Raw genomic sequence first — 23,790 nt, 5'->3', positions numbered from 1 at the left:
GGCGCGGCAGTCTGCAGGGGTGTCGCTGATCAGGGTAGTGGCGACCATCACAGAACTCGATCGTTCGAAGACAACTACGTCTGGACGAGCAACAGTCCCAACACCGCGTGTAATACGACCGCGCGCAGCAGCAGTTCGCCGACCAGGCCGCCTTTGACGAAGAGGATCGCCAGAAGGCTGGGCCAGCACATTGTACGTCACCATCGCAGTGAGCGCCGGGTGTGGAGCGAGGGCTAAACTGCTTCCCGAATGCTGTTACTCTGAACAGCAACGTCAACGGCATGGCTGGGTCTCCATCGGCTGTCAGGATCTGCGGCCAGCGCCCGCCGATGTTTGCCTAGTTTTGCGTCCCTCCCCCTGAGAGTTCAGTAGCAGGGCGGATAGGGGTAGTACCCGCATGTCGGCGGGCGATAGTACGGGTGATATTCGGACGCCACAGCAGCCGCTCCCAGCACGGCCCCCGCTGCGACGGCTCCCCCATAGGCCGGGTGCGCATAGTAGGCGCCACGCCAGACAGGAGCACGAAAACCAGCGCCTCCAACCGCAACGCCGCCATAAGGACCGCGTGCCGCAAACCAGTCGATGAATAGCGACGCGGGGCCATCTGCTCCGGCGAGATCGCCTTCGAGGACCGCGACCTCAAAGGTCAGGTTTGCGCCTTCGAGTTTCGGCGTCTTCAGGACGACCACCGCATCGGCAACGGAATCTCCCTTGGCACTCAAGACCGATATCGTCGCATTGGGCGGGTCCTTGGCGAAGCTGTCCCCTCCCTCGCCCCATTGATTGATGAATTCGGAGGTCAGGACATGACCTGCAGAGCGCACCGGGCGGTCGGCGAAGACGATTGAAACCGCGGAAATACCGCTCATCGTCAGCTTGCCGTTCTCAAGCTTTGCGCCTGCGGAATTGAGGACAGCCAGCGACGGCACCATTTTAGATTTCGTCGCCCCGATCGTCTTCTGGGCGGGAGCCGAGATGGCGTCCTGCCCGAGGGCCGGCGACGTGGAAACGAAGGCCGCCGCGAAAGCGGCCATGCAGATATGTGAGATCCTAGGCAATGTTCGTCCTCCGGTTGGGCCACGAGCCCGCTACTTCAAAAGTCCCAGGTTGATCAACTGGACGCGCCGGTTGTCGGCCGACCCCGGATGATCCGGATCGATCGGCCATTCCTCTCCGGCACCCACTGAAAAAAGGCGGTCGGGGGAAACCGCAAAAGTGGTCGAGAGCGCCTCATTGATAGCGTCGGCGCGTTTCTGGCTGAAGTAGGCGTGGCGTTCCTGGGCAGATGCCTCAACCACAGCAACTGCGAGGATGGTTGAGGAAAGCAACAATATGACCCGGTTGGACCTGCGCATGTCTCGCCCTCGATTAAGGTTTGACTTGGAGATGGAAGGTTTCCCATCAACCTGTGAACTGCGAAGTCGAAAGTGCAAGGTATCTAACAGTAACCTACAATCCGGCAGGACGTAGTTTCGGTAGATCGTGTGCCGGCCATTTCGACAGGAGCACGTTGCTTCGGATCAGGAGAACTGGACGCAGCCAGTATGTTCACGGGCCTCTCTGGACGAAGACCAGTTTCAGCAGTAGGTTGCATTCGAAAGTGAATATAATCTGTAGTAAAGTGGCTGAGGTGCAAGCCATGCAGAACGAATTGTCAGCCTGGGACGAGGCTGCGTCGCCCCCATCTCGCCCTGCTCCGAGCCCGGATGACATCCGCGCTCAACTCGACCGCATCATTACCAGCCCCGAATTCCCGCATGTTGGTCGTAGTGCCGCGTTCCTGACCTATGTCACGGAAGAAGCTCTCGCGGGTCGTGCGGGGCGGCTCAAGGGCTACTCCATTGCGGTCGAGGTGTTCAAGCGGAGCGAAGGGTTCACGCAGGACGATCCCGTTGTCCGGATCGAGGCGGGACGCCTCCGTCGCATGCTGGAGCGCTATTACTTGGTCGCGGGCCAGTGTGATCCGATAAGGATCGACATCCCCAAAGGTGGATACGCGCCGTCTTTCGAGTGGAACGGCGCATTCGAAGCTAGTTCTGCGGAGGAAGCCAAGACACTTGCAGTGCGCGGCTTTCGCGTCCAGTTGCGCCGTATGACCGCAGTAGGGATCGGGGCTGGCGCAATGCTCGGCATTAGCATTGCCGCTTTCGCCTTGTCCTCTCTCCTGTTGCCCGGCCGGTCGAACGCCCTCCTCTCCGAGGGAGGTCCGACGCTGCTCGTCGCCCCGTTCACCGATCTTGGCGATGGGCCACAAGCGGAGCTTTACTCGGCTGGCCTGACCGAGGAATTGCTGACAGTCCTCCCTCGCTTCAAGGAAATCCACGTGTTCGGGCGTGAGACGTCCAAATCGCTGTTGCCGGGAGTGGCCGCCTCTCAGGTGCGCGGCGAGCTTGGTGCGCGGTTCCTACTCGCCGGGGGCGTGCGTGTTGCAGGCCAGCGGGTGCGCGTGACAGCACGTCTGGTTGATACCGAGACAGACAAGATTCTCTGGTCCGAGACCTACGACGACGACATTCACAGCCGCGATCTGTTCAGTATTCAATCCGACGTTGCCAACAAGGTTGCGACCACGGTCGCTCAGCCATATGGAATCATGGCCCAAGCGGATGCCGTCAACCCTCCCCCTGACGATGTTGGCCTATACACCTGCACGCTTGGTTTCTACGCCTATCGCGCCGAGTTGACGGTGAAGCAGCATGCGAACGTGCGGAGTTGCCTCGAGAACGCCATCGAACGCTACCCAACCTTCGCTACGGGCTGGGCCATGCTCTCGATCATCTATCTCGACGAGGAACGTTTTCGGTTCAACACAAGGTCCGGCACGCCGACGCCGGTCGAGCGCAGCCTAGGCGCCGCTCGGCGCGCAGTTCAACTGGATGCGGGCAACACCCGTGCCCTGCAGGCTTTAATGACTGCGCTGTTTTTCAACCAGCAGGTTCCGGAGGCGTTCAAAGTCGGCGAACAAGCGTTGGAGACCAACCCTAACGATACCGAGCTTCTGGGCGAGTTCGGGACTCGCGTTGCCCAAAGTGGGCAATGGGAGCGTGGGGCAGCTTTACTGGATCGCGCAATCGAGCTCAACCCCAGCGGCGGTGGCTACTATCACGGGACACGTGCGCTCGCCGCCTATATGTTGCGTGACAACCGAACTGCAGTGATCGAAATCCGCCAGGCGGATCTGCAGACGTTTCCGCTCTATCACGCGGTTGCAGCAGTCATTTACGTGAACGCGAACATGATGGACGACGCCCGCCGGGAGGCCAAGCAATTGGACGAGATGCGCCCCGATTTCATTCCGAACATCGTGGCTGAACTGAAATCGCGCAACTTCCAGCCCGCTGATCGGGCGAGAATGGTCGCCGACATCAGGAAGGCCGGGCTGCCAGCGGTGGACGAAGTTCAGGCATCGATGCTGCTTCCGAAGGGGGCCCCGGTCTCTCGGCCCTAGGGGCTGATCCACACAAAGACGGCCGTCACGACACAGGAACATACCATAATTACGGGCGCTATACGCCTTTGAGAGATAGGTTTTTTCGCCGAAGTAAGCTTCGGATGTGTTGGGTTTCAATCGAGAGCGAACCGTGGGCAGCATTGGTGGTTTGGTGTCAGCTCCAGGGAGCTGGTTTCGCTGTGTCGACATGCTGATCGCGACGACCCGCGCTGGGACGTGATCGGTGAACCGAGAAGCTCGCGAGCTTTTGCTCACCGCCGCCGGCTGCAACCGAAACCCCATTCCAGTCAATACACTATGCGATCATTTTAGCCCAGAACGTGAACATCCTCGCAACAAAGCCGTGCACAGGGCTCGAGAAGAACGGCTTCTCTCGACCCAGAGCGGCCGCCCGATGCTGCGAGCCCGATGACGCGGGCGACCTTGGCAGAGAACGGAGAATAGCCGCGCTGCCGCAGCAAGGGGGTACGGATCGAACCGCATCCCCAAACCGCAACCGCGTCTATCGGCGGAGTACTGAATCGGCCGGCTGAGCCGTCGTTATCGGATCGGCATGACGATGAACAATCTTCCAGAGACCGTCCTCTGGGCGAAAGACGCTCGTCACTCGTAACGCCAGAGGCGTGACATCACTCCGACCGCCAACCTTGGACCTGAGCCGCTCTACTTCGACGAGGTATGCCAGCTCAGACGTCACACACTTCGCTATGTTCTCGAAGCCGATAGCGTCGCCGTCCCTGTAATGTGATGCCGCATGCTCCATCGTCTCAACGACCTGCTTCCATCCATGCACGAAAGGGCCAAAGGGATTGCCCAATGTTACATCGTCTCGTTGGGAAAAGAGCTTCGCCGCAGGCGCGGGGTTTCCTTTCATGAAAGCATCGAGAGCCAGGTGGTATTTTTCAACTGCTTGATCGAAGTCATTGGCGTCAAGGGACACGCCATCCTCCCTGTCGTTTTATCTCTGATGCGGACTGGCGACTCCCGCAGGTCAACATTCCGTGTGTCCGCAACAGGGAGGCAATTTCCCTAACTGCGGCGCAGTGCAAGTTGGCTTAGTCAGCATAGCATGGGCGCCAGACAAGGTTCGCGACAGCGTTTTGAGACGGCCCGGTAAATGGCCGCTCTCCTCCCGCTCGAGACGATCGTCGCTTGCCCGAGCGACATGGCGGCAAGCCGACAGCGAATCCCTCGCCTTGAAGGGAATCGTACAGCAGACCCGCGTATTCCTTGACTGCGAATGAGCGCGGAAGTCCGAACGGCTCAACGCACCCAAAACATCATCGTTTAGGAAGACCAGGTGCAACTACCGGTGCATTTTGACTCACGATGCAGGCCAGCCAGCTCTGCTCAGCTTCCAGGCCGACATTTTGAGCCACGAATGCCCCTTGCGACCCAGGGCCCTGCAACTGGCGGAGATACGGCGAAGGGGTACGCGAATTCCAGAAGTTAACTAATACAATCCTAGAATGTGGGGAGAATTGGTGCGTTCGGTTTTGCAAAAGCGTCGGGACTCTGACTGGGAGTTCGAGGGGGAACGACATGGCGTCAGCCAAGCAGTACTTTGAGCGCTTTATCGCCAGGCTTCACCAGCCGGAAAGGGAAATCCCGTCGAATGTACGGCGTCTTGCCAATCTAGCGCTCGCGAATTTCGACGCTTTGGCCCAGACCTCACGCCATCGCAGTCAGCGTTCCGCTTATCTGGCCAGGCTCGTTTGTCCGGCCCCGGACGAGGCGCCCAGTGCTCAGCTTCGCCGCGGCTAACGGGGCTTGGCCATGGAGACGCTTGCGGCATCCGGCGCTTCGGCCGTTCCGTGGTTTTCGCACACCGGAGCCCTTCGATCTCCAGAAGCGTATCATCCTTTTCTATGGCCCGAGTGGCACCGGCAAGACCAGTTTTTCTCGGCCGTGGGTGGAGCCTTTTCGTGCCTCGGCTTTCCCACCTCCACGAGTCGATTGGGGTCCACTCAAAGGCGTAGTCAAGGTTTTTTACGAAAAGATATTAAAAAAGTTTTAGTTAGACAAATAAAAATGTGTTGTGTGTAAAGTAATATCCGCATAACTCCCAGAATTACCCCGCGCCGTCTTGGCCAGGATTATCGTCTTATATTTTACAATATTATTCCTTGTGTAAAATAATATTTCTTGACACTCCTATCAATCGAGTGCCAATCGTGCTATGTAAGGATTGCAGTCGCCCTATGCGCCGACCGCAGAAAGAATCTCCATGAAATTCCGTCCACTCCATGACCGCGTCGTCATCCGGCGCTCGGAAGGCGATCTCAAATCCAAGGTCGGGATCATCATTACCGACATTGCCCAGGAAAAGCCGCAGAAAGGCGAGGTGATCGCCGTTGATCTAGGCACGCGTAATGAAGGCGGCAAGCTGATTCCGCTCCACGTTAAGGCCGGTGATACGATCCTGTTCGGCAAATGGTCCGGCACCGATGTCAAGATCGACGGCGAGGATTTGATCATGAACGAGGCCGACATCATGGGCATCGTCGAAAAGACCGTCGCGGCCAACAAAGCTGCCTGACGGTCGATTTCCGACCCCACAACCTCACGACCGAACTGGACGAACATAATGTCTGCCAAGGAAATCAAATTCTCCACGGATGCGCGCGATCGCATGCTGCGCGGTGTCGAGTTGCTCAACAACGCCGTCAAGGTGACGCTGGGTCCCAAGGGCCGCAATGTTGTCATCGAGAAGGCCTATGGCGCGCCGCGCATCACCAAGGACGGCGTCGCCGTTGCCAAGGAAATCGAGCTGGCCGACAAGTTCGAGAACATGGGCGCGCAGATGGTGCGCGAGGTGGCCTCTAAGACCAACGACCTCGCCGGTGACGGCACCACGACGGCGACTGTGCTCGCTGCCTCCATCCTGCGCGAAGGTGTCAAGCTCGTCGCCGCCGGCATGAACCCCATGGATCTCAAGCGTGGCATCGACCTTGGTGTCGCTGCTGTCGTCAAGGAAATCCAAGCGCGGGCCAGGAAGGTCAAGTCCTCGGGCGAGATTGCGCAAGTCGGCACCATCGCCGCCAATGGCGACGCGACAGTCGGCGAGATGATCGCCAAGGCGATGGACAAGGTCGGCAATGAAGGCGCCATCACCGTCGAGGAAGCCAAGACTGCCGAGACCGAACTCGACGTTGTCGAGGGCATGCAGTTCGACCGCGGTTATCTCTCGCCCTATTTCGTCACCAATGCCGAGAAGATGCGCGTGGAGTTGGAGGACCCCTACATCCTCATCCACGAAAAGAAGCTTGGCAATTTGCAAGCGGTGCTGCCGATACTCGAGGCGATCGTGCAGAGCGGCAAACCGTTGCTGATCCTCTCCGAGGATGTCGAGGGCGAGGTTCTGGCGACGCTGGTCGTAAACAAGCTGCGCGGTGGCCTGAAGGTCGCTGCCGTCAAGGCGCCGGGCTTCGGCGACCGCCGCAGGGCCATACTGGAAGACATTGCCGTCCTCACGGCCGGCCAGATGATCTCCGAGGATCTCGGCATCAAACTCGAGAACGTTACGCTCGACATGCTCGGCCGCGCCAAGCGCGTGCTGATCGAGAAGGACACCACCACGATCATCGACGGCTCCGGCGATAAAGCGACCATCCAGGCGCGCATCCAGCAGATCAAGGCACAGATCGAGGAGACGACCTCCGACTATGACAAAGAAAAACTGCAGGAACGCCTGGCGAAGATCGCCGGCGGCGTCGCGGTAATCCGCGTCGGCGGCGCGACCGAAATCGAGGTCAAGGAAAAGAAGGACCGCATCGACGATGCCCTAAACGCCACGCGCGCCGCGGCTGAGGAAGGCATTGTTCCTGGCGGTGGTGTTGCCCTGTTGCGCGCCAGGTCGGTCCTGGTCGGACTGACGGGAGCGAATGCGGACGTCACAGCGGGCATCTCGATCGTGCTCAGGGCGCTTGAAACCCCGATCCGGCAGATCGCCGAGAACGCCGGTGTCGAAGGCTCGATCGTCGTGGGAAAACTCACCGACAGCAGGGATCACGATCAGGGCTTTGACGCGCAGACGGAGACCTATGTCGATATGATCAAAGCGGGCATCGTCGACCCGGCGAAGGTCGTGCGGACCGCTTTGCAGGACGCCGGCTCAATCGCGGCACTTCTGATCACTGCCGAAGCGATGATCGCCGACATTCCCTCAAGAGAATCCGCCCGGCCGGCCGGTAACGGCGGCATGGGTGGGATGGGATACTGAGAACAGTGCCTGGATCGTTCGGTCAGCACGGCTGGGCGGCGGAGCCCAAACAGAACCGTCTCGATCGCCCAGCGTTTCGAGAGCTACCAGCAATCCAAGAGTTTCTTGTATGGGCCTGCGTCGCCACGGCGGTCGCCACAATGATCATCGGATTCAGCTGGGGCGGCTGGGTGACGGGCGGCACGTCACGCGCAGCGGCGCGGCGAGGGGAATTCTCGCTCGGCCCAATGCTGATGGCACTGATGCGGGCGAACAAGAGTGCTGGCTGGAAAGCCGGATAGTGCGATGGCGAAGCGGCTGCTAAGCTTAGACGATTGGACGAGAGGAGCAAAGCATGCCGTCTGAGCCTCGATCACCACGCCTTGCGGTCCTTATCGACGCCGACAACAACTCGGCAAAGATCGCCGACGGGTTGTTCGAAGAGGTGGCAAAGATCGGGGAGGCCAGCGTCCGCCGCATTTACGGCGATTTCTCGGGCACGCGTTCCAAGGCATGGGCGGATGTGCTTGCGAAACACGCGATCATTCCGCAGCAGCAATTCGCCTACACGACCGGCAAGAACGCTTCAGATATCACGCTCGTGATCGACGCCATGGATCTGCTGCATAGTGGTCGTTTTGATGGCTTCTGCCTCGTTTCGTCCGACAGCGATTTCACGCGTCTGGCCGCCCGTATTCGCGAGCAGGGCATCGACGTTTTTGGCTTTGGCGAACAAAAGACTCCGGAGAGCTTCCGGCAGGCCTGCCGCCGATTCATCTACACTGAGAACCTGCTCCCAGGCGCGGTGAAAGACGAACAGAATGCCGGATCAGCCGCAAAGTCTTTGCAACCGGTGAGCGCCGCCGTGCCGTTGATAAAAAAAATTCTTGCCCAAGAAGAAACCGAGGAAGGGTGGGTAAACCTCGGTACCGTTGGCAAGCAACTGCTCAACTTGGCACCAGACTTTGATCCGCGTACCTTCGGGTTTCGAAAGCTCAGCGACCTCATCCGAAAAACAAACAAGTTCGAGGTCCAGCAGGCGGAGGGTAGACCCGTCAGCATTCGCCTGAAGCAAGGAACCAAGGCCCAGTAGCGATTGCAGGCATACGCCCTCCAACCTAAATTCGCACCAGACGCCAAAATCAGCCGTTGCGGTCGCCGGGTTCAGAGATCAAGTATTCCTGAGAATGCACATATCGATTCTTCCGCTAACGCCTGGGAGTGCAAACGGCCGTATCAGCTCCGTAGCGGGCTCTGCAGCATGGAGTAGCGATCTCCGACATAATTGGGCTTCAGCCGACGGTATGTTAAGGACGCGCCGTACCGCGGGGCCTCCCGTCAAAAAAAGCGCTACGGGTGTTTGTTCACAGGTGGAGGCGATCGCCGGCCAGCTTGGGGGTATTGAGAATACGCAGCGCCCGCACCGCATTTTTAGGGCTGAGCCCCTCCATCTTCCAAGGGCCTATTTCTGCGGTCTCTCCCGTGAAGACGTGATAGATCGAATAGGTTCCGTCTCCGTCGAAACGGCGACCATACTGATCGAGCTGTCCGGATCTGTTCGGCGCGCCCCCTTCGGATTCCCATGCGCTGATGACGAGCGCGTGTTCTTCGTGTTTGCTTTTCATCTGCGGCCCTCCTTGCGGCGGTCGCCTGTGCCACGACTGGCGACGCTGCTCAGTTATCGGGCGTCATGCCCCGTTCAATCGGCCGCAGATTATCTTCGTTGCTCACCCGCTCTTGGCCGAGTTCATCATTGCGGATGCGATACCGAGGCGAGTTGTCCGTGAAGGGGAGTTTGGCGATGATGTGATCGTTTCCGCCGGACGGGGTGAAATATTTGCGCGATCTTTAAGGCGCGCCAACAGACCGATCGGGAATCAATGCTGACGCATTAACGTTGCGGTCACGGTTAGGGTGACGGCGAGATTGCGGCTTCGTGGCGATCGACGGCTATGAGGCGTTCAAGTTCCTCGGGATCAATCGCTACCAGACGCATTCGGTACTTGTTCGCGGCCGTGGCTGGTATCGTGATAAAGGTCGCCACACGGCGATAGGCGAGCCACGAGATGCCTTCGATCAACTCCTCGTCCTCATCGACTTGGTAGTCGCCAGGAGCCACTATCTCACCGAGCTTTGGCATCCAGAATGGTTGGTCGAAATGGACTGTTCGATGTTTCGTCCGGGCAAACATGCTGCCCTCCTTTTCTGTGGCATACGTCGGCGAGATTCAGCCAGGATCGGCCGTTTGCCGCCAATAGCAGCGCGAACAGCTACCGTCGCTACAGCCTCATCGGACGACGCTCGTAACGACGGCCCCGCACCTGAACATGCGGAATCGAGATTGGTGAGTTTGGCGGGCCTACTGCCTCTGATGGAGCAAAAAGCCAAGCTGGCCTCAAAACCATCATAAATCTGTATGCCTTGAAAACGGCTTTACTATGTTTATTGATTGAAAATCTGTTTTAGCGAAAAAAAATGTTCGGAATTTATAAATATAGTAGCGCTGATAAAATCGAAATTTGTCGTTTTCGGCCCAAGATCATGCACGATCATTAGTTGAAATATATTCTTGAATGAGGATTTTAATTGGTTGTTTACATTAATTCTTTTAAAGCGCACTGTAAAAAATCTGGGTTACCATTGGCTCCTGGTCGGAGCGCGGGCCCGCAACGATCCCGATAATCACCTGATTAGAGGGAATGCAATCATGACACTCGATCAAATTCTTGAACGGACAACGCCCTACGCGATTGGTTTAGTTGTCGGGCTTATCGCCGCGCCGATCATCGGCTTCAATGCAGGATGGATTACCACCACGACTGCCCGCACTCAGGCGTCCGACGAGGCCAGAGTGGCTGCGCTTGCGGGCATCTGTTCAAGTGCGGCAGGGCGAATGGCAACTGCCAGCAGCACGGACCTCGCAGCACTTAAAGGCTACGACAATCGTGCGAAGCGCGACGAACTGGTAGCAACCATTATGACCGATATCCAAGTTCCAGCGGACATCCTCGGCAAGGTCAGCACGAGCTGCCGTCGCTCACTATCCTGAAGCGCAGCAGACGCCGCGTAATAGGTAGACCAACCAGAACGGAAAATAGGAGATCACAATGAAAAACTTCATCCCCGCCCGCTTCAGTACCTACGATTTCACGCGCCTGTCCGTATCGCTTGCGTTTACGCTGGCGATTGCTGTGATTGTCTATTCGGTCCTGTTCGGAAGCATCCTGTAGTCGTCTATACGTGCATCCGCTCTACGAAGCTGGAAAACATCCTGGACGGACTTTCGAGGTGCCGCGCTGTTGAATGAGGCTGGTAAGTTATCCCGACATTAGCTCTTCCAGGCGAGTAAAATGGACCTGGCATTGGGAAGAGTAGGTCGGGACTTTATCCATGACACAGGCTCAGGCGTTCGCATTCGCCATTCTGATCAGCCTGATGGTCGCTTTCATATGGGGACGGCTCCGCTACGACCTCATTGCAGTTCTCGCGCTGCTTGCCGCAGTTTTCACCGGTATCGTGCCGCACAAGGCAGCGTTCTCCGGCTTCGGGGACGATATTGTCATCATTGTAGCCAGCGCGCTTGTCGTCAGCGCCGCGATTGAGCGCAGTGGCGTCTTAGAGGCATTGCTCCATCGGGTGGCGCCCAGCGTGACCTCTGTGCAGGGTCAGGTTGTCATTCTCGTGACGACTGTCTCGGTTCTCTCCATCTTCATTAAGAACATCGGCGCACTGGCGATGATGATCCCAGTCGCATTCCAGATGGCGCGCCGGTCGAAAGCTTCCCCCTCGTCTTTTCTCATGCCGATGGCGTTTGGTTCCTTGCTTGGCGGGCTCATGACCCTCGTCGGCACATCGCCGAACATCGTCGTCTCCCGAATGCGCGAGGAACTGACGGGCCGCCCATTCAACATGTTCGATTTCACCCCCGTCGGCATAGGGCTTGCCGCAGCGGGAGCAGTCTTTCTGGCGTTTGGCTACCGGCTGCTTCCCAAGGAACGCAAGGCGGTCGCGACAATGGAGAAGGCGCTGAACATCAAGGACTACATGACAGAGGCGCGTGTTACTGCCACTTCGTCCGTCATCGGCAAGTCGATCAGCCACCTGTCGATCTTGTTGGACGAGGAGGTCCTTGTCACTGGCCTCATTCGCAATCGGGTCGAGCGCGTGACTCCACTGCCGGACGTCGAACTCCGCCAAGGGGATATCGTTCTGCTGGAGGGAGACCCCCAGGCGCTTGAGCGAGGCATCAGTCGTGCACGTCTGGAACTGGAGGGGCACGACCGCCCCACGGAAGCGAAGGGAACCGACGAGGAAATTGCAGGAATTGAGGCGGTGATCGGCCCGAAATCAGTCTTGATCGGGCAAACCGTCAAGCGTTTGGCGCTGCATGATCGCTTCAACATCAATCTGCTCGCAGTAAGCCGAAGCAGCGAGCGCTTCACTGATCGATTGCGCGACATCGTGTTAAGATCAGGCGACGTTCTCGTTTTGAAGGGCGATCTCGTGCTTCTCCCGAACAGGTTGATGGAACTCGGTCTTCTTCCGTTGGCCGGGCGCGAAATCCGCTTGGGGAATCCCCGAAAAGGTCTGATTCCGGTGGTGGTCCTGGCTGGTGCCATGGTGCTAACGGCATTCGGCCTGTTGCCCGTCGCCACGGCCTTCTTTACGGCTGCTGTGCTGACGGTACTGCTCGGCTCACTTTCGCTTCGGGAAGCTTACGAGGCTGTCGATTGGCCCATCCTGATAATGGTGGGCGCTCTCATTCCTGTCAGCGAGTCGATCCGTGCGACCGGTGGTGCCGACCTTATCGCCGGAGGCCTTGCTCAACTTGCTACCACCTTGCCCCCCTATGGGGCCCTTGCAATGATCATGGTGGTCGCAATGGCAGCAACCCCGTTTCTGAACAATGCAGCCACCGTTCTCGTAGTCGCCCCGATCGCGGTCACCCTTGCTCAGCGCCTTGGCTACAATCCGGATGCATTTCTGATGGCAGTCGCGGTGGGGGCGGCTTGTGACTTTCTCACGCCTGTTGGACACCAGTGCAACACCCTGGTGCTGGGCCCCGGCGGCTATCGCTTCGGCGACTATTGGAAGTTGGGGCTGCCGCTCTCGCTCATTGTGGTCTTAATCGGCGTGCCACTGATCCTGTGGTTTTGGCCGCCCGTTTAGTGCAAGCGTCGTTTCAATTCCGATTTCAGGTTCACCGTGGCGTCAGCCTAAAGTCTGCCCGTCGGGACCAGAATGAGCAGATCGATCGCCACGACGCCGAGGCGCCAATGCCGCCGTGTCCGCCCAATAGAAATACGATAAGACCGAGAGCGCCGAATTTTCAGCTTTCCGACGCCGGGAAACAAGATTGAATTCATGCGGAGTACGGCACCGATGGATTGGTGGGAACCCGGTGCCCTTAATTGGGGCGCGGAGGAGAAGCCACCGGGATAGCTTCCCATTTTCTCGCCATGACCATGGACAAGTGACGGGCCGTGAAGCGCTTGTGAGTTCGTTCTTTGCAGGCTAGCGAATGTCTCAAACCATGGGCCTTGCTGATTGCGGTCCACCTGTTCGACCCAAGGTAGCCAAGGGAATTGTCATTCGTCCGAATGACTATCTGAGTGACATGCGCCAACGACCTATTTGCTGCGATTGATGAGAAGTCCTGCCAGCAGCTCGATTTGTTGCTGCTGCTTGTCAATCAGGGATTTCAGTTCAATGTCGCGCATCTGATCCACCTTGTCATGCAGCGCCATGATCTCAATTTCCGCCTTCAGGTTAACCTCATAGTCGTGTGTCGCATCGACCCTATCTTTGATTGAGTGCCTGTTCTGGCTCATCATGATCACGGGTGCTTGAACGGCTGCCAGCATCGATAGAATGAGATTGAGAAAGATGAAGGGATAAGGATCGAAGGCGCGGGTAGTTGCAAGTACATTCGCTCCGACCCACAGCGCGAGTACTAGCGCGAAAGTCATGATGAAGGTCCACGAGCCACCGAACTCGGCCACTTTGTCTGCCAAACGTTGCCCGGACGTCAGCTTCTCGTCAAAAGAGCGATTCGGGTCCCGCGTTATTGCGCGTCGGGCGAGATGGCGTCGAAAAACCGCGCGTTCCCGATCCGTAAGCAACGCGGCCGGCCTTCCCAAATAGCGGCTCGCACGGTCGGCAATCTCTTGCCGTTCGTCGATGTTCTCTTCTGTTTCCCTGGACATACCTTCCTCCACGATTCAGGCGCCCACCAGTTGCAGCCTTCACCAAATCGCTGGTTCCGCAACGGAGCAACAGTCGCATGCAAAACGGTCACTCCAAAGCTTGAACCATTACTCCACCCAGCTCTTGCGTCAGGTTGGCGACGATCCACGCAAGGAGGAAGGATCCCGAGCCTGGTTCGGAAGGTGGCGCGCAGACCAGCACGTCACAATCGGAATATTACTACGCTTTTCAATCAGGTAATCCGGACTCTGTGAGGTTTAGCCGAATGAACTGCGCTCATGCTCCCGCGATCGAGGGGCAGTGGCTGTTCGAACATCGCGAAGACGGGCTGCTACTAAGCCGCCGCGTCTATCGCGAGTTGAGGGCAGGCAATCGCCGATCCAGACAATAGAACGCGGATCGGCATCCTGCTGCGGCGTGGGGGTCCTGACCATAACGGCCGTGGGGCCGGCCGGAACGCAGATCGGCAAGGGGCCCGCCGACGGAGCGAACTGGACTACCGTCTGCCAGGAGACGTCAGCAAGGTCAATGCCAGGAGACCCAGGGCTGCCGAGATGACGGAAGCGCCGAGAACGCCGAGCTTGACGGAGTTCAGAAGCTCGGGCTCGAAAGCAAGGTCGGCAATGAACAGAGCCATGGTGAAGCCGATCCCGGCCAGCAGGCTTCCGGCTGCCAACAGACTCCACGATAGCTCGTCTGGACGAGTCCCAAAGCGCAGTTTCACGGCGAGGAAACTGAAGAGCACAATGCCAACGGGCTTGCCAACCACGAAGGCGGCGAAGATTGCGATCGTGAGGGGAATGTCGAAGTTTGCGTCTCCTATCGGAACGCCCGCGTTAGAGAGGGCAAAAAACGGCATGATCATGAATGCGACCCAGGGATGGAGAGCAATCTCGAGGCGCTCGATCGGCGACAGTGCCTCGCGGGTCGCGACGTCTGCCCGATGGAGGTCGCTGCGTGCCGCGGTGTCGCGGCTCCAATGGTCGCCGGGCGGATGAGCGATCACCCGGTCGAGTATCGCATGGAGGCGGGTGTCGCTTACCCACCTCCGCGCCGGCGTCATTAAGCCAAGAATCACTCCGGCGAGCGTCGCGTGGACGCCCGATGCGTCGAATGCCAGCCAGATGCCGCCACCTATCGCGAAATAGACCGGAATGCTGCGGATGCCCAGACGCGCGATTCCAGCTACGACGGCAAGGCCGAGACCGGCGGTTCCGAGTGCGACCCAATTCAAGGCTTCGCCATAGCCGATCGCCACGATCAGGATGGCGCCGACGTCATCGAAGATCGCAAGTGAGAGCAGGAACAGCCGCAAGCTCCCTGGCACGCGCGAACCGAGCACCGCAAGGCACCCGATGACGAAGGCCGTATCCGTGGACATCACAGTGCCCCAGCCGCTCGCACCCGGCCCGCCGCCGACAAGCAGCGAAAACAGTCCGGCCGGCACAGCCATTCCCCCGAGAGCGGCGGCGATGGGTAGAGCGGCTATTCGCGGATTGCGTAGCTCCCCCAGCACCAGCTCGCGCTTTAGCTCAAGGGCGATGACGAAGAAAAAGAGCGTCATCAGCCCGTCGTTGATCCAGTGCTTCAGAGAACGATAGGTCTCGATGTCGCCAACTCTGACGCCCGCGGACATCTCCCATAAGGCGAGGAACGACGACGACCAAGCTGTGTTTGCGAGGCCCAGCGCCAAGAGCGTGCTGAGCAGCAGAATAAGGCCCGCCGTAGCCTCAATGCGGAGGAATCGCATGAATGGCTTAGTAAGCCGATCTGCGGGTTCCCTGGGAAGCTGTGAGAGGCTGTCCTTCATGCCGTGAACCGCTCCTGCGTTTTGATCGCGACTGGCAATGTTCCCAGCGGGCTATTGCAAGGCCGGCACCTCATAAGTCCACACCCGGAACGACTTGAGGACGTGTGGCCCGAACGAGTTGATGAGGGGGACATCGGCCGCGTCACGGCCGCGCGCAACCACGATCCTGCCGACACGCGGCGTATTGTTGCGCGGATCGAACGTGTGCCATCCATCGTCCAGGAAGACCTCGAACCAGGCACTGAAATCCATCGGGTCGAAGACCGGGACGCCGATGTCGCCGAGATGACCGTTGATATAGCGCGCGGGAATGTTGAGACAGCGGCAAAGCGTGACCGCAAGATGTGCGAAGTCGCGGCAGACACCAACGCGCTCATGAAAGACTTCGAAGGCCGTCCGCGTCGACCGGGCTTGCATGTAGTCGAAGCGGATATGGTGGTGGACGAAATCGCAGATCGCTTGCACACGACCCCAACCGGGCGCGACCGTGCCGAACATGTCCCAAGCGCTCTGACTGAGACGGTCGGTTTCGCAATAGCGGCTGCCCATGAGGTAGGTGAGGCAATCGTCCGGCAACTCCGGCACTGGGAGCTCCTGGGCGGCTGGCAGCACTTTGTCCGGTTTGCCGTCGTCCTCGATTGTGGCATCGCCCCATATCGTCAGGTCGCCCGCCGGCGCGACAAGCCGCCGGCATCGGTTGCCGAAGAGATCGCGATAGGTCGATGTCGGCACATCGGGGGCGGTGAATATCGTTTCAGGAACCCGGATATCGGCCGCGCGATCCTCGTGGACCGACAGCAGGCATACCAACGCGGTCGGTTGTTGGAAGTTCAGCGTGATCTCATAGCCGTAGCGGATCAGCATCTGAATCCATCCTGGCGGAAATCGGCGGCGGTCAGTGTGTAGGAATCGCGGCCACTGGAATAGGCCTTGCGTACGACTTTGTAGATGGAAAGGCGCAACGCGTCGAAAGCAGTAAGGAGCTTCGATTCCGAGATTTCCGACCTGCCCAATTCGGCATCCGCCATCACGAGCGCCTCGGCCTCGACGAAGAACCGCACCTCGAACATACCGTCATGGCCGATGAAGCGGACGGCGTTTCGCTTTTCATCGACGCTGCGGCTCGGATTCGGAAGTAACAGCGTCATCATTAGCGAACCTCTGTTTCGCGCGACGCGGGCCGCGTTGGTGCCGATACGCTGATCCGCTTTATCCGCCGCTCTATATAGCGAAGGTTGTCGTCGACAGGCGCCGGTGCGCCTATGGAGACGTGATAGATCCTCCAGGGGCGATCCGTTTCAATGTGGCGGCCGTATTGATGATCCATTAGCTCGGGTGCTGACGTCCCACCTTCATTTTCCCAAATGCTGATCGCAAGTGCATGTCGCCCGGCTTCAATTTCATTGCGGCGAGCGTTCATGATGGTGGCCTTTCATCAAGATTTTCGATGGAGCCGAGCCTGCTTGAATGGATCGTGCTTCCATCACCGTCGGCGATGGTCATGGCTGTGGCATGTCGAGCGTCCTCGAAAGCTCCAGCGCAAACTCTATCGCCTCGTCGAGATCGGCAGCTTCCACGCTCTCGCGGTCGAGGACCGCATGCGCGTCGTCCACATTTCGGATCCGGTAGAACTCAATCACGATCTTCATCGCCATGCTCTCCGTTCTGCAGAAGCGTCGTATTGTCAGTGCTTGCCCTTGCCGAACGATGCTTTGGCGGTCGCGGCGGCCCTGACCTGGTTGCCGAACTGGCTTTCAAGATTGGGCGAAGCCTTTTTCTGCTTCGGCTTTCTGATTTCGCGATGGCTGCGTTTCTGTCCGTTGGCCATGACCGAACATCCTTTCGGTGAGAGTTGCGCCGTCATCGGCCGACGCCATGCACACCGGTTCGAGCCTGCCCTTCGTCGTCGCCCGATCATGACGTTCGTCGTCGTTTCGAATGCGGTATTGCGTCGAACCGTCGCTCGGCGGGCGCATGAAGGTGAAGTGGTAGATGTCCGCTGGCAGAGCCGATCCACGATGCTCGCCCTTCAGCCGAACGGCTTGACCGACGGTAAAGAGATGTGTTGCTGCGTCGCGGCGGGTCGGGTTGCCATTGCGCTGCAGAATATCTGTAGCTTTCATCATTGGCCTCAAATGGGCTTTAAACAAGGTCCTCGGCGTCTTTGTTTTCGGCCGACAGTAAGGAGAGGTCTCAACTGGATACAATTCACTCCCTTAATCCGCACGGTTTGCTGCTTGAAGGCCTCCCATCCGTCTGCGCCGGCGGTAGCAGTTCGCCAGGAACCAGGAACTATGAGACGCAGGCGGCGTTTAGATTCAGAGGCCTCATGCACTGGGAGGTGATGATGAGAAAGCACTCCCGAACGATATCGCCTGAGGTGCGCGCGGCGATCGGCGCCTTTCTGAGCGCGTGTCAGAAAGAAGCCCGGCCTTTTGCGACGTCTGAAGCCCTAGGTGCAGTGCGGCGCGTATTCCCTGATCTGGATATTTCAGACACGGATCTCATGGATGCAATCACCAGCGAAGCATCCGTGGCGGGTTTTGACGTCGACACTCCGGATCCTGCTTCCGCGGCGCGGAGGAGGGTTTCGCTTGAAGAATGGGATAATGAAGGCGGCGCGCCGCGCAGCGAAACTCAAGGCAGGAGTGGTGATGACACGCAGGGCAGAAGGCGGCGGGCAAGACCGACCAAGGACCGGAATGAGTTGCTCTAGCTGTGAGCTTTCAGGAGGCTGTCCGTTCGGAGCGGACCGTGGAGACTGGAGTTACCAGGCTTCAGCACGCACCGGAGGGTCGGAATGAACATCCACAAGAACGCCCGTTCGGCGCCATTGCGTCGAGAGGAGATGGCACGATCGGTCAGCGAAGGCCGTCTTTCCAAGGCCGAGGCGGCGCAGGTCTACGGCGTGTCGGCGAAGATTGTGGCGCGGTGGATCGAGCGCTACCAGTGCGATGGACGCGCCGGCATGGCGGACCGCTCGTCGCGGCCGGGCCGCATGCCGCGCCAGCAGGGCTTGCCGTCACCTCGGTCTCAAGCACCGGCTCAGCAGTTCGACAATTGAGCCTTTTGCGATTTGCAACCCCGGCTGGCGCGCAGGTTTGTTGACGCCTTCGCCAATCCGCACCGCAAAGGCGGGAAAGCGGGCTGAGAGCAACTCCCGGCCGGTGGCGTCGGCTGAGTCGAGTAGTGGCAAGCCCCGTGCACTGATCAGAATACGTCCAGCGAGCTGAGCAACAAGACTATGCCGACGACTACAACGACGATCTGAGCCATCTGCTTCATCGTCGAGTCAATCGGAAGTTTTTGCACGAGGTACAGCACCAAGGCGATGACAAGGGCCGTGATCAGGATGCTGATTATGATGGACATGCCCCAGGTCCCTTTGAAGGAACTGCCTTCCGGCAGTGAAGGTGTAAATATGGCTGAGTTCTATAAAGGGAAGAGCGGCATGGACGCGGCGGCATCGAGGCCACGTCGACAAAGGTTCGTTCAGCTCCAGGTTGGTGCCGTACCCTTCGCCGTCCCCGGAGGTCTAATTATCTATCAGAAACCAGGCGGCAAACAGACTTGCGATGGCGGGAACGGAAAACGCGAGAGCGAAGATCGGAAGTTCCTCTGCGATCGAATAGCCGGCACGGTAGACACCGATCCAAAGATTGACGACAGAAATGATCAACCAGATGGCCAGGAAGACGCTTAATGCTGCACCCGTCAAAGGTTTTGTTGTCGTCCACAGTTTGGAAAGCAGCATTATGCCGGCGCAAACAAAGAGCCCCGCCGCAATGACTTTGATGGTATGCATTTCACGACATCCTCTATTTTGATGAGAGACCTCGCCTCCAATCAGCCGGCGACCGGACGCGAGGAATGTTCCTTTACGCCACCTGCCGCTGAAGGCGGGATGCCCACCAGGCCGCAACGGAACCGAGACCACTGACGGATAGGAGTTCGGCGACTGCGAGGAGACCTGGTTCGAGATGCGCTGCAAAGAAGGTGATCAAGCCGAGGAAGTAGGCTGGAATGTTGTTGAGTGGAGCGGCCACTCGCAGCGATACAACAATCATCGCAACGACGAACACGACAATCCCGAAAGCCAATGGCCCAGTCGCGGGGACTAACATTCCTACTGCCAGCACGGCTGCCACTCCCATGGCTATTCCGGCCGCCAGGCAAAGATAGCTGCAGAAGGCGTCCTTTGCAGAGTGCCCACGCGTGTAGAACGCGACCCATCCCATAAACATTGCCCAAACCGGCCACCCAAGGCTTGCTGAAGACGTGGCCACGAACGCGGCAACTACGGCGGCGATTAGCGTAATGGCATGGAATCTCAGGGTCGTCAGGATGGGTTTGTTTTTCGATTTGTCAGTCATCTCGTTTTCCAGTTTTCATCGGTGGTGGGAAACCCGCAATCGGGAGGTGATAGTGCGCGATCTGGAGGAGCAGCCCCACCGTAACGATTGGGACTGCTTCAATGTTTGCGATGTTTACAGATTGGCCGGCTTCAACAGGTCCTGCAGGCCGATGTTGCGGAACATTTCCGCCCGCACGCGATCGGCAACGCCATTGACGATCTCAGCACCATCCTGTGAGGGATCGACGTGAACACGGAAGGGCCGCTTGCCGAATGGCATGTCGATCACGTCGACGATTGCGACAGCCACCGATCCGGCATCCGCATCGGCGGGCTCAAGCGCTGCAAGACCTTGCAAAGCCTGTTCCGGAACGCCTTTGTAAGGGCCTTCGTTGTATTCAGCTGCACGCACTGTGTCGGCCGGCGAGCCGGAATGAGCAAAGTGATTGGTGCCCTTGGTAAACGCACCCGGAACGATGATGGATGTCTCAATCCCCCAACGGGTCAACTCGGCTGCGTAAGATACAGCAAGCGAATCCATAGCCGCCTTCGCTGCAAAATAGGGAGACAAATACGGTGGAGTGCCGCCGCGAGTGCTCGAAGAGGAGACCCAAACGACCAGACCCTTGCCTTGGCGGCGCATGTGAGGAAGTGCGGCGCGGTTCACGCGCTGTGTGGACAGAACGTTGATGTCGAAGAGTTCGGCGAACTGCTCCGGCGTGAACGCTTCTGCCGGCCCGAAGGACATATGACCGGCGTTATGCATAACGACATCGAGGCGACCGGCATCTGCGATGATCGTGGCAATTCCTGCTTCTACCGATGCGTCGGAGCCGACGTCCAGTTCCACGGAGCGAAGGTCGACGCCGTTGTCTTTGGCGAAGGCCGCCGCGTCGGCAACGGCCTTGGCGTTTCGTCCGGTGGTAGCGCGCATCCCGGCGTAGACAGTGTGGCCGGCCTTGGCGAGCGCGCGGGCCGTGAGGGCACCGAAACCGCTGGAGGCACCGGTGATGACGATAACTTGCTTAGTCATGGGAACTATCCTTCGTATCTGTCAGATTGGGGGAATGTTGGGCGGTAAGGAGGGGCGAGTGTTCAAACCCGCCCGGCTCACTGATTGAAATCTGGGGAACCGACCGAGGTCACGCTACGCCGCCATTGGCGCGAACGATCTGGCCGTTAACCCAGCCAGCGTCAGGGCCGGCGAGGAAAGATACAACGTTGGCAATGTCGTCCGGTTGGCCGAGGCGTTCGAGCGGCGGCATTTTCGCGAACTGGGCGACCAGCTCATCGGACTTGCCGTTCAGGAACAGCTCGGTCGCGATGGGGCCGGGAGCCACAGCATTGACCGTGATGTTGCGGCCACGCAGTTCTTTGGCGAAGACGTGGGTGAAGGCCTCAACGGCGGCCTTGGTGCCGTTGTAAACCGCGTAGCCCGGCATGTTCAGAGCCAGCGTCGTCGAAGAGAAGTTGACAATGCGGCCGCCGCTCTGGAGGCGCTTTGCAGCCTCCCGCATCGTGTTGAAGGTGCCCTTGGCGTTGATGGCGAAGTGGCGGTCGAAATCTTCGTCGCTGGTTTCAGCAAGGGGCAGTGTCTTCAGGATCCCGGCGTTGTTGACGAGTACATCGATGTGGCCGAACGCGGCTTCCGCCGAGTCGAACATGCGAGCCACTGCAATCGCGTCGGACACATCAGCCTGGGCGCTGATTGCCTTGCCGCCCTTAGCTTCAATCTTGCGGACGAGATCCTCAGCAGGCGCTGCACTGCCCGAATAGTTGATGACAACCGTGAATCCGTCGGCTGCAAGGCGCTCAGCAATTGCTGCGCCGATTCCGCGGGATGCGCCGGTAACGATGGCGACCTGGTTCGTGGTGATGGACATTTTGTTCTCCTTTGCGCTCAGCGCTTGTTGACAAGGAGGAAGATGTCACTATCCGTTCTGCGGATAATCATGCATTATCCGCCAATACTATGCGGGGACAGCGAACAATGGACAGGCTGGATGCGATGCGAATTTTCAGCCGTGTGGTGGAGCGCAAAAGCTTTACTGCGGCCTCAGAGGATCTTGGGCTTCCACGCTCCACCGTCACGGATGCCGTCAAACAATTGGAGGCGCGCCTTGGGGTGCGCCTTCTGCAACGAACAACCCGGCATGTCAGCTCAACGCTCGACGGTGAAGCCTATTACCAGCGCTGCATCTTAATCCTTGATGACATCGAGGATGCGGAAGGAGCATTTGCAGGAGCGGTCCCGAAAGGACTTCTCCGCGTTGATGTACATGGGACGCTTGCGCGGCACTTCGTCATGCCGAACCTTCCCTCTTTCTTTAAGTCATATCCGGATATCGAACTTTACATGACTGAAGGCGATCGGTTTGTGGATCTCGTTCGCGAAGGCATCGACTGTGTTCTGCGTGTTGGTGAGCCACAGGGCGGAGATATGATCGGACGACGTGTCGCCGTGCTGGAAGAGGTAACATGCGCCTCGCCCGACTATCTGAAGCGATATGGTACGCCGCAAAGCGCCGATGCGCTTGATGGGCATGTCATGGTTGGGTTTCGGTCATCAGCGACCGGCACACTGATCCCTTTGGAGTTTTCAGTGAACGGCAAAGTCATCTATCGTCAGCTTCCGACGATCGTTTCGGTCAATGCCGCGGAGAGCTTCATTGCCGCAGCCAGACAGGGTCTCGGACTGATACAAATTCCGCGCTATCACGCCCAGATGGAACTCGACGCTGGCTCGTTGGTCCACGTCCTACCGAACATTCCACCCACACCTACGCCAGTGTCACTTTACTACCCCCGCAACAGGCAATTGTCTCCGCGGGTCCGAGTGTTTATTGACTGGTTAGCCGGCGTCTTCCGTGAAGCACGGCTCCAGGAATAGTCGGCCCCGCACGCCCTGTCAGGTTGAAGGATCGAGTGTAATCGGACCACTCCAACGTTGCGGGACCGGTGTCTCTCACAAAACCCGGCTCACCGCCCTTGAATGAACAACTGACGGCATCATCGGTCGCGGTCGCGAGGGAGAAGAATGGAGCCGCCTGGATCTCGGCAATTTTATCCTCCGAAAACTCATGATGAACCCGGACCTTCTAAAGCCTGTCCACTAACTACCATCAGAAAGGCGCCATGGCGCCGTGCGATCATCGAAGGCAGGACGGCACGCGTGACATGCAGCGTCGCGGACAGGTTGTATGAGTTCATCCGCCGCTTCCTGCTCGATGTCCTGCCGCGCGGCTTCCACCGCATCCGGCATTACGGTCTGCTCGCCGGCAGTTCCCGAAAAATCAGCATCGCGCTCGCTCGCGAACTCCTGCACGTCGCCGCACCAGCCGACAACGGCACACCAGGCGAACCGGATGACTTCCGCCCGCCATGCCCCTGCTGCGGCGGACGCATGATCGTCATCGAGGTATTCAAACGCTGGCGGCAACCACGTGGACCGCCAGACAAGGCAACAACGAACCGGGAGAGTGCGTCATGACCCGGCATGGCAGATCCATTCATATGGTCTACTCAACGCAGAGCTGGCCAACGGGAAGGCCTGCGCAACTGCCTATGGCGATGGAGTTCAGCCGGGCAAATGCGCTCCAAGTCACCACGAAAATCTCGGCAACAACCCTGGCAAATACCACTCTGGACCCGCCGGGACTGACAACTGTCGCTGCGATCTCCCGTCCGCTGGAAGCGCCGATCCACAAAAAGCCCATAGCTCAGAGAATGCCGACCGCGGGTTCCTGCATGAGAGGCTTTCGTACGCC

The 23,790-nt window shown here is 58.6% G+C and carries 25 protein-coding genes and 5 pseudogenes; 13 read left to right on the top strand and 17 right to left on the bottom strand.

The window, feature by feature from the left end; translation table 11 throughout:
- Positions 1–365: 365 nt before the first annotated feature.
- Together ACN9MO_RS33930 and ACN9MO_RS33925 are read right to left on the bottom strand one after the other, a co-directional pair.
- On the bottom strand, positions 366–1,034 hold the full coding sequence (locus ACN9MO_RS33930) for a hypothetical protein (RefSeq protein WP_375293075.1): 669 nt from the start codon (positions 1,032–1,034) through the stop codon (positions 366–368).
- 54 nt (positions 1,035–1,088) lie between these two features.
- Positions 1,089–1,259: pseudogene (locus tag ACN9MO_RS33925) on the bottom strand (OmpA family protein); the annotation flags it as partial.
- Positions 1,260–1,639: 380 nt separating this feature from the next.
- Here ACN9MO_RS33925 and ACN9MO_RS33920 point away from each other — a divergent pair.
- A complete protein-coding gene (locus tag ACN9MO_RS33920) occupies positions 1,640–3,448 on the top strand; it encodes a hypothetical protein (protein ID WP_057248414.1) in 1,809 nt (602 codons plus the stop codon).
- Positions 3,449–3,953: 505 nt separating this feature from the next.
- Here the strand turns inward: ACN9MO_RS33920 and ACN9MO_RS33915 are convergent.
- Positions 3,954–4,391: a YybH family protein gene (locus ACN9MO_RS33915; RefSeq protein WP_234793078.1), complete on the bottom strand. Its 438-nt coding sequence runs from the start codon at positions 4,389–4,391 to the stop codon at positions 3,954–3,956.
- A gap of 602 nt (positions 4,392–4,993) precedes the next feature.
- Between ACN9MO_RS33915 and ACN9MO_RS33910 the strand changes: the two genes are divergently transcribed.
- The 5 genes and pseudogenes from ACN9MO_RS33910 (at position 4,994) to ACN9MO_RS33890 (ending at position 8,745) form a co-directional block, all read left to right on the top strand.
- Positions 4,994–5,215, top strand: coding sequence for a hypothetical protein (locus tag ACN9MO_RS33910; RefSeq protein WP_246805995.1), 222 nt, complete (start codon positions 4,994–4,996; stop codon positions 5,213–5,215).
- A 463-nt stretch (positions 5,216–5,678) separates the two neighbouring features.
- On the top strand, positions 5,679–5,990 hold the full coding sequence (locus ACN9MO_RS33905; protein ID WP_057248415.1) for a co-chaperone GroES: 312 nt from the start codon (positions 5,679–5,681) through the stop codon (positions 5,988–5,990).
- Between the two features lie 48 nt (positions 5,991–6,038).
- Positions 6,039–7,673, top strand: coding sequence for a chaperonin GroEL (groL, locus tag ACN9MO_RS33900; protein WP_057248416.1), 1,635 nt, complete (start codon positions 6,039–6,041; stop codon positions 7,671–7,673).
- Positions 7,674–7,682: 9 nt separating this feature from the next.
- Positions 7,683–7,915, top strand: a pseudogene (locus ACN9MO_RS33895) (hypothetical protein); the annotation flags it as partial.
- Positions 7,916–8,007: 92 nt separating this feature from the next.
- Complete coding sequence (locus ACN9MO_RS33890; protein WP_425988805.1) at positions 8,008–8,745, top strand: NYN domain-containing protein; 738 nt, start codon at positions 8,008–8,010, stop codon at positions 8,743–8,745.
- 271 nt (positions 8,746–9,016) lie between these two features.
- On the opposite strand, the gene ACN9MO_RS33885 is transcribed toward ACN9MO_RS33890, so the two are convergent.
- From ACN9MO_RS33885 to ACN9MO_RS33875, 3 genes and pseudogenes are all read right to left on the bottom strand, one after another.
- Complete coding sequence (locus ACN9MO_RS33885; RefSeq protein WP_057248419.1) at positions 9,017–9,277, bottom strand: hypothetical protein; 261 nt, start codon at positions 9,275–9,277, stop codon at positions 9,017–9,019.
- 49 nt (positions 9,278–9,326) lie between these two features.
- A pseudogene (locus ACN9MO_RS33880) lies at positions 9,327–9,523 on the bottom strand (hypothetical protein).
- Between the two features lie 38 nt (positions 9,524–9,561).
- Positions 9,562–9,843, bottom strand: a complete 282-nt coding sequence (locus tag ACN9MO_RS33875; protein ID WP_057248420.1) for a hypothetical protein — start codon at positions 9,841–9,843, stop codon at positions 9,562–9,564.
- Positions 9,844–10,359: 516 nt separating this feature from the next.
- Between ACN9MO_RS33875 and ACN9MO_RS33870 the strand changes: the two genes are divergently transcribed.
- From ACN9MO_RS33870 to ACN9MO_RS33860, 3 genes are all read left to right on the top strand, one after another.
- Positions 10,360–10,701: a hypothetical protein gene (locus tag ACN9MO_RS33870; RefSeq protein ID WP_425989397.1), complete on the top strand. Its 342-nt coding sequence runs from the start codon at positions 10,360–10,362 to the stop codon at positions 10,699–10,701.
- A gap of 58 nt (positions 10,702–10,759) precedes the next feature.
- Entirely contained in the window at positions 10,760–10,882 is a 123-nt protein-coding gene (locus tag ACN9MO_RS33865; protein WP_113737019.1) for a hypothetical protein, read from the top strand.
- Positions 10,883–11,042: 160 nt separating this feature from the next.
- Positions 11,043–12,821: an SLC13 family permease gene (locus ACN9MO_RS33860; protein ID WP_425988801.1), complete on the top strand. Its 1,779-nt coding sequence runs from the start codon at positions 11,043–11,045 to the stop codon at positions 12,819–12,821.
- Positions 12,822–13,282: 461 nt separating this feature from the next.
- Here ACN9MO_RS33860 and ACN9MO_RS33855 read toward each other — a convergent pair whose 3' ends face one another.
- From ACN9MO_RS33855 to ACN9MO_RS33830, 6 genes are all read right to left on the bottom strand, one after another.
- The gene (locus ACN9MO_RS33855) at positions 13,283–13,858 is read right to left on the bottom strand and encodes a DUF1003 domain-containing protein (RefSeq protein ID WP_057248422.1); all 576 of its coding nucleotides are present in this window, start codon (positions 13,856–13,858) and stop codon (positions 13,283–13,285) included.
- Between the two features lie 497 nt (positions 13,859–14,355).
- On the bottom strand, positions 14,356–15,669 hold the full coding sequence (gene nhaA / locus ACN9MO_RS33850) for a Na+/H+ antiporter NhaA (RefSeq protein WP_112997092.1): 1,314 nt from the start codon (positions 15,667–15,669) through the stop codon (positions 14,356–14,358).
- 51 nt (positions 15,670–15,720) lie between these two features.
- A complete protein-coding gene (locus ACN9MO_RS33845; protein ID WP_192495043.1) occupies positions 15,721–16,533 on the bottom strand; it encodes a transglutaminase-like domain-containing protein in 813 nt (270 codons plus the stop codon).
- Entirely contained in the window at positions 16,527–16,817 is a 291-nt protein-coding gene (locus ACN9MO_RS33840) for a DUF1488 domain-containing protein (protein ID WP_425989394.1), read from the bottom strand. Before ACN9MO_RS33840 ends, ACN9MO_RS33845 begins: the two co-directional genes overlap by 7 nt.
- Positions 16,818–17,168: 351 nt before the next feature.
- Positions 17,169–17,318: a hypothetical protein gene (locus ACN9MO_RS33835; protein WP_327078044.1), complete on the bottom strand. Its 150-nt coding sequence runs from the start codon at positions 17,316–17,318 to the stop codon at positions 17,169–17,171.
- Between the two features lie 105 nt (positions 17,319–17,423).
- Positions 17,424–17,819, bottom strand: a complete 396-nt coding sequence (locus tag ACN9MO_RS33830) for a hypothetical protein (protein WP_425988796.1) — start codon at positions 17,817–17,819, stop codon at positions 17,424–17,426.
- Positions 17,820–18,016: 197 nt separating this feature from the next.
- Here ACN9MO_RS33830 and ACN9MO_RS33825 point away from each other — a divergent pair, with 197 nt between their 5' ends.
- Together ACN9MO_RS33825 and ACN9MO_RS33820 are read left to right on the top strand one after the other, a co-directional pair.
- Positions 18,017–18,385: a hypothetical protein gene (locus ACN9MO_RS33825; protein WP_425988793.1), complete on the top strand. Its 369-nt coding sequence runs from the start codon at positions 18,017–18,019 to the stop codon at positions 18,383–18,385.
- Positions 18,386–18,469: 84 nt separating this feature from the next.
- Positions 18,470–18,679: pseudogene (locus ACN9MO_RS33820) on the top strand (leucine zipper domain-containing protein); the annotation flags it as partial.
- A gap of 200 nt (positions 18,680–18,879) precedes the next feature.
- Here ACN9MO_RS33820 and ACN9MO_RS33815 read toward each other — a convergent pair.
- The 5 genes from ACN9MO_RS33815 to ACN9MO_RS33795 all read right to left on the bottom strand — a co-directional run bounded on the left by ACN9MO_RS33815 (position 18,880) and on the right by ACN9MO_RS33795 (position 21,906).
- The gene (locus ACN9MO_RS33815; protein ID WP_176707576.1) at positions 18,880–19,041 is read right to left on the bottom strand and encodes a Thivi_2564 family membrane protein; all 162 of its coding nucleotides are present in this window, start codon (positions 19,039–19,041) and stop codon (positions 18,880–18,882) included.
- Between the two features lie 163 nt (positions 19,042–19,204).
- A complete protein-coding gene (locus tag ACN9MO_RS33810; protein ID WP_057248426.1) occupies positions 19,205–19,474 on the bottom strand; it encodes a hypothetical protein in 270 nt (89 codons plus the stop codon).
- A 73-nt stretch (positions 19,475–19,547) separates the two neighbouring features.
- Positions 19,548–20,042 (bottom strand): DUF1097 domain-containing protein, encoded by a 495-nt coding sequence (locus tag ACN9MO_RS33805; RefSeq protein ID WP_057248427.1) that lies wholly within the window; start codon positions 20,040–20,042, stop codon positions 19,548–19,550.
- 114 nt (positions 20,043–20,156) lie between these two features.
- Complete coding sequence (locus tag ACN9MO_RS33800) at positions 20,157–21,056, bottom strand: SDR family oxidoreductase (RefSeq protein WP_057248428.1); 900 nt, start codon at positions 21,054–21,056, stop codon at positions 20,157–20,159.
- 109 nt (positions 21,057–21,165) lie between these two features.
- Positions 21,166–21,906: an SDR family oxidoreductase gene (locus ACN9MO_RS33795; protein WP_057248429.1), complete on the bottom strand. Its 741-nt coding sequence runs from the start codon at positions 21,904–21,906 to the stop codon at positions 21,166–21,168.
- A gap of 107 nt (positions 21,907–22,013) precedes the next feature.
- On the opposite strand from ACN9MO_RS33795, the gene ACN9MO_RS33790 reads away from it, so the two are divergent.
- Positions 22,014–22,913, top strand: coding sequence for a LysR family transcriptional regulator (locus tag ACN9MO_RS33790; protein ID WP_057248477.1), 900 nt, complete (start codon positions 22,014–22,016; stop codon positions 22,911–22,913).
- Positions 22,914–23,225: 312 nt separating this feature from the next.
- Positions 23,226–23,513, top strand: a pseudogene (locus tag ACN9MO_RS33785) (transposase); the annotation flags it as partial.
- Positions 23,514–23,790 lie beyond the last annotated feature (277 nt).

It is taken from the genome of Ensifer sp. R-19 (assembly GCF_049905105.1).
Taxonomy (GTDB): Bacteria; Pseudomonadota; Alphaproteobacteria; order Rhizobiales; family Rhizobiaceae; genus Ensifer.
Note: the sequence above shows the minus strand (reverse complement) of the source record. Positions and strands in the feature narration are given on the sequence as shown.

Coding starts and splice junctions, on each gene's coding strand:
- ACN9MO_RS33890 (WP_425988805.1), top strand. CDS start 8,008: ATGCCGTCTGAGCCTCGATCACCACGCCTTGCGGTCCTTATCGACGCC.
- ACN9MO_RS33870 (WP_425989397.1), top strand. CDS start 10,360: ATGACACTCGATCAAATTCTTGAACGGACAACGCCCTACGCGATTGGT.
- ACN9MO_RS33805 (WP_057248427.1), bottom strand. CDS start 20,042: ATGACTGACAAATCGAAAAACAAACCCATCCTGACGACCCTGAGATTC.
- ACN9MO_RS33800 (WP_057248428.1), bottom strand. CDS start 21,056: ATGACTAAGCAAGTTATCGTCATCACCGGTGCCTCCAGCGGTTTCGGT.
- ACN9MO_RS33795 (WP_057248429.1), bottom strand. CDS start 21,906: ATGTCCATCACCACGAACCAGGTCGCCATCGTTACCGGCGCATCCCGC.
- groL (WP_057248416.1), top strand. CDS start 6,039: ATGTCTGCCAAGGAAATCAAATTCTCCACGGATGCGCGCGATCGCATG.
- ACN9MO_RS33810 (WP_057248426.1), bottom strand. CDS start 19,474: ATGCATACCATCAAAGTCATTGCGGCGGGGCTCTTTGTTTGCGCCGGC.
- ACN9MO_RS33860 (WP_425988801.1), top strand. CDS start 11,043: ATGACACAGGCTCAGGCGTTCGCATTCGCCATTCTGATCAGCCTGATG.
- ACN9MO_RS33910 (WP_246805995.1), top strand. CDS start 4,994: ATGGCGTCAGCCAAGCAGTACTTTGAGCGCTTTATCGCCAGGCTTCAC.
- ACN9MO_RS33825 (WP_425988793.1), top strand. CDS start 18,017: ATGAGAAAGCACTCCCGAACGATATCGCCTGAGGTGCGCGCGGCGATC.
- ACN9MO_RS33815 (WP_176707576.1), bottom strand. CDS start 19,041: ATGTCCATCATAATCAGCATCCTGATCACGGCCCTTGTCATCGCCTTG.
- ACN9MO_RS33920 (WP_057248414.1), top strand. CDS start 1,640: ATGCAGAACGAATTGTCAGCCTGGGACGAGGCTGCGTCGCCCCCATCT.
- ACN9MO_RS33875 (WP_057248420.1), bottom strand. CDS start 9,843: ATGTTTGCCCGGACGAAACATCGAACAGTCCATTTCGACCAACCATTC.
- ACN9MO_RS33855 (WP_057248422.1), bottom strand. CDS start 13,858: ATGTCCAGGGAAACAGAAGAGAACATCGACGAACGGCAAGAGATTGCC.
- ACN9MO_RS33790 (WP_057248477.1), top strand. CDS start 22,014: ATGGACAGGCTGGATGCGATGCGAATTTTCAGCCGTGTGGTGGAGCGC.
- ACN9MO_RS33905 (WP_057248415.1), top strand. CDS start 5,679: ATGAAATTCCGTCCACTCCATGACCGCGTCGTCATCCGGCGCTCGGAA.
- ACN9MO_RS33885 (WP_057248419.1), bottom strand. CDS start 9,277: ATGAAAAGCAAACACGAAGAACACGCGCTCGTCATCAGCGCATGGGAA.
- ACN9MO_RS33845 (WP_192495043.1), bottom strand. CDS start 16,533: ATGCTGATCCGCTACGGCTATGAGATCACGCTGAACTTCCAACAACCG.
- nhaA (WP_112997092.1), bottom strand. CDS start 15,669: ATGAAGGACAGCCTCTCACAGCTTCCCAGGGAACCCGCAGATCGGCTT.
- ACN9MO_RS33840 (WP_425989394.1), bottom strand. CDS start 16,817: ATGACGCTGTTACTTCCGAATCCGAGCCGCAGCGTCGATGAAAAGCGA.
- ACN9MO_RS33930 (WP_375293075.1), bottom strand. CDS start 1,034: ATGGCCGCTTTCGCGGCGGCCTTCGTTTCCACGTCGCCGGCCCTCGGG.
- ACN9MO_RS33835 (WP_327078044.1), bottom strand. CDS start 17,318: ATGAAGATCGTGATTGAGTTCTACCGGATCCGAAATGTGGACGACGCG.
- ACN9MO_RS33865 (WP_113737019.1), top strand. CDS start 10,760: ATGAAAAACTTCATCCCCGCCCGCTTCAGTACCTACGATTTCACGCGC.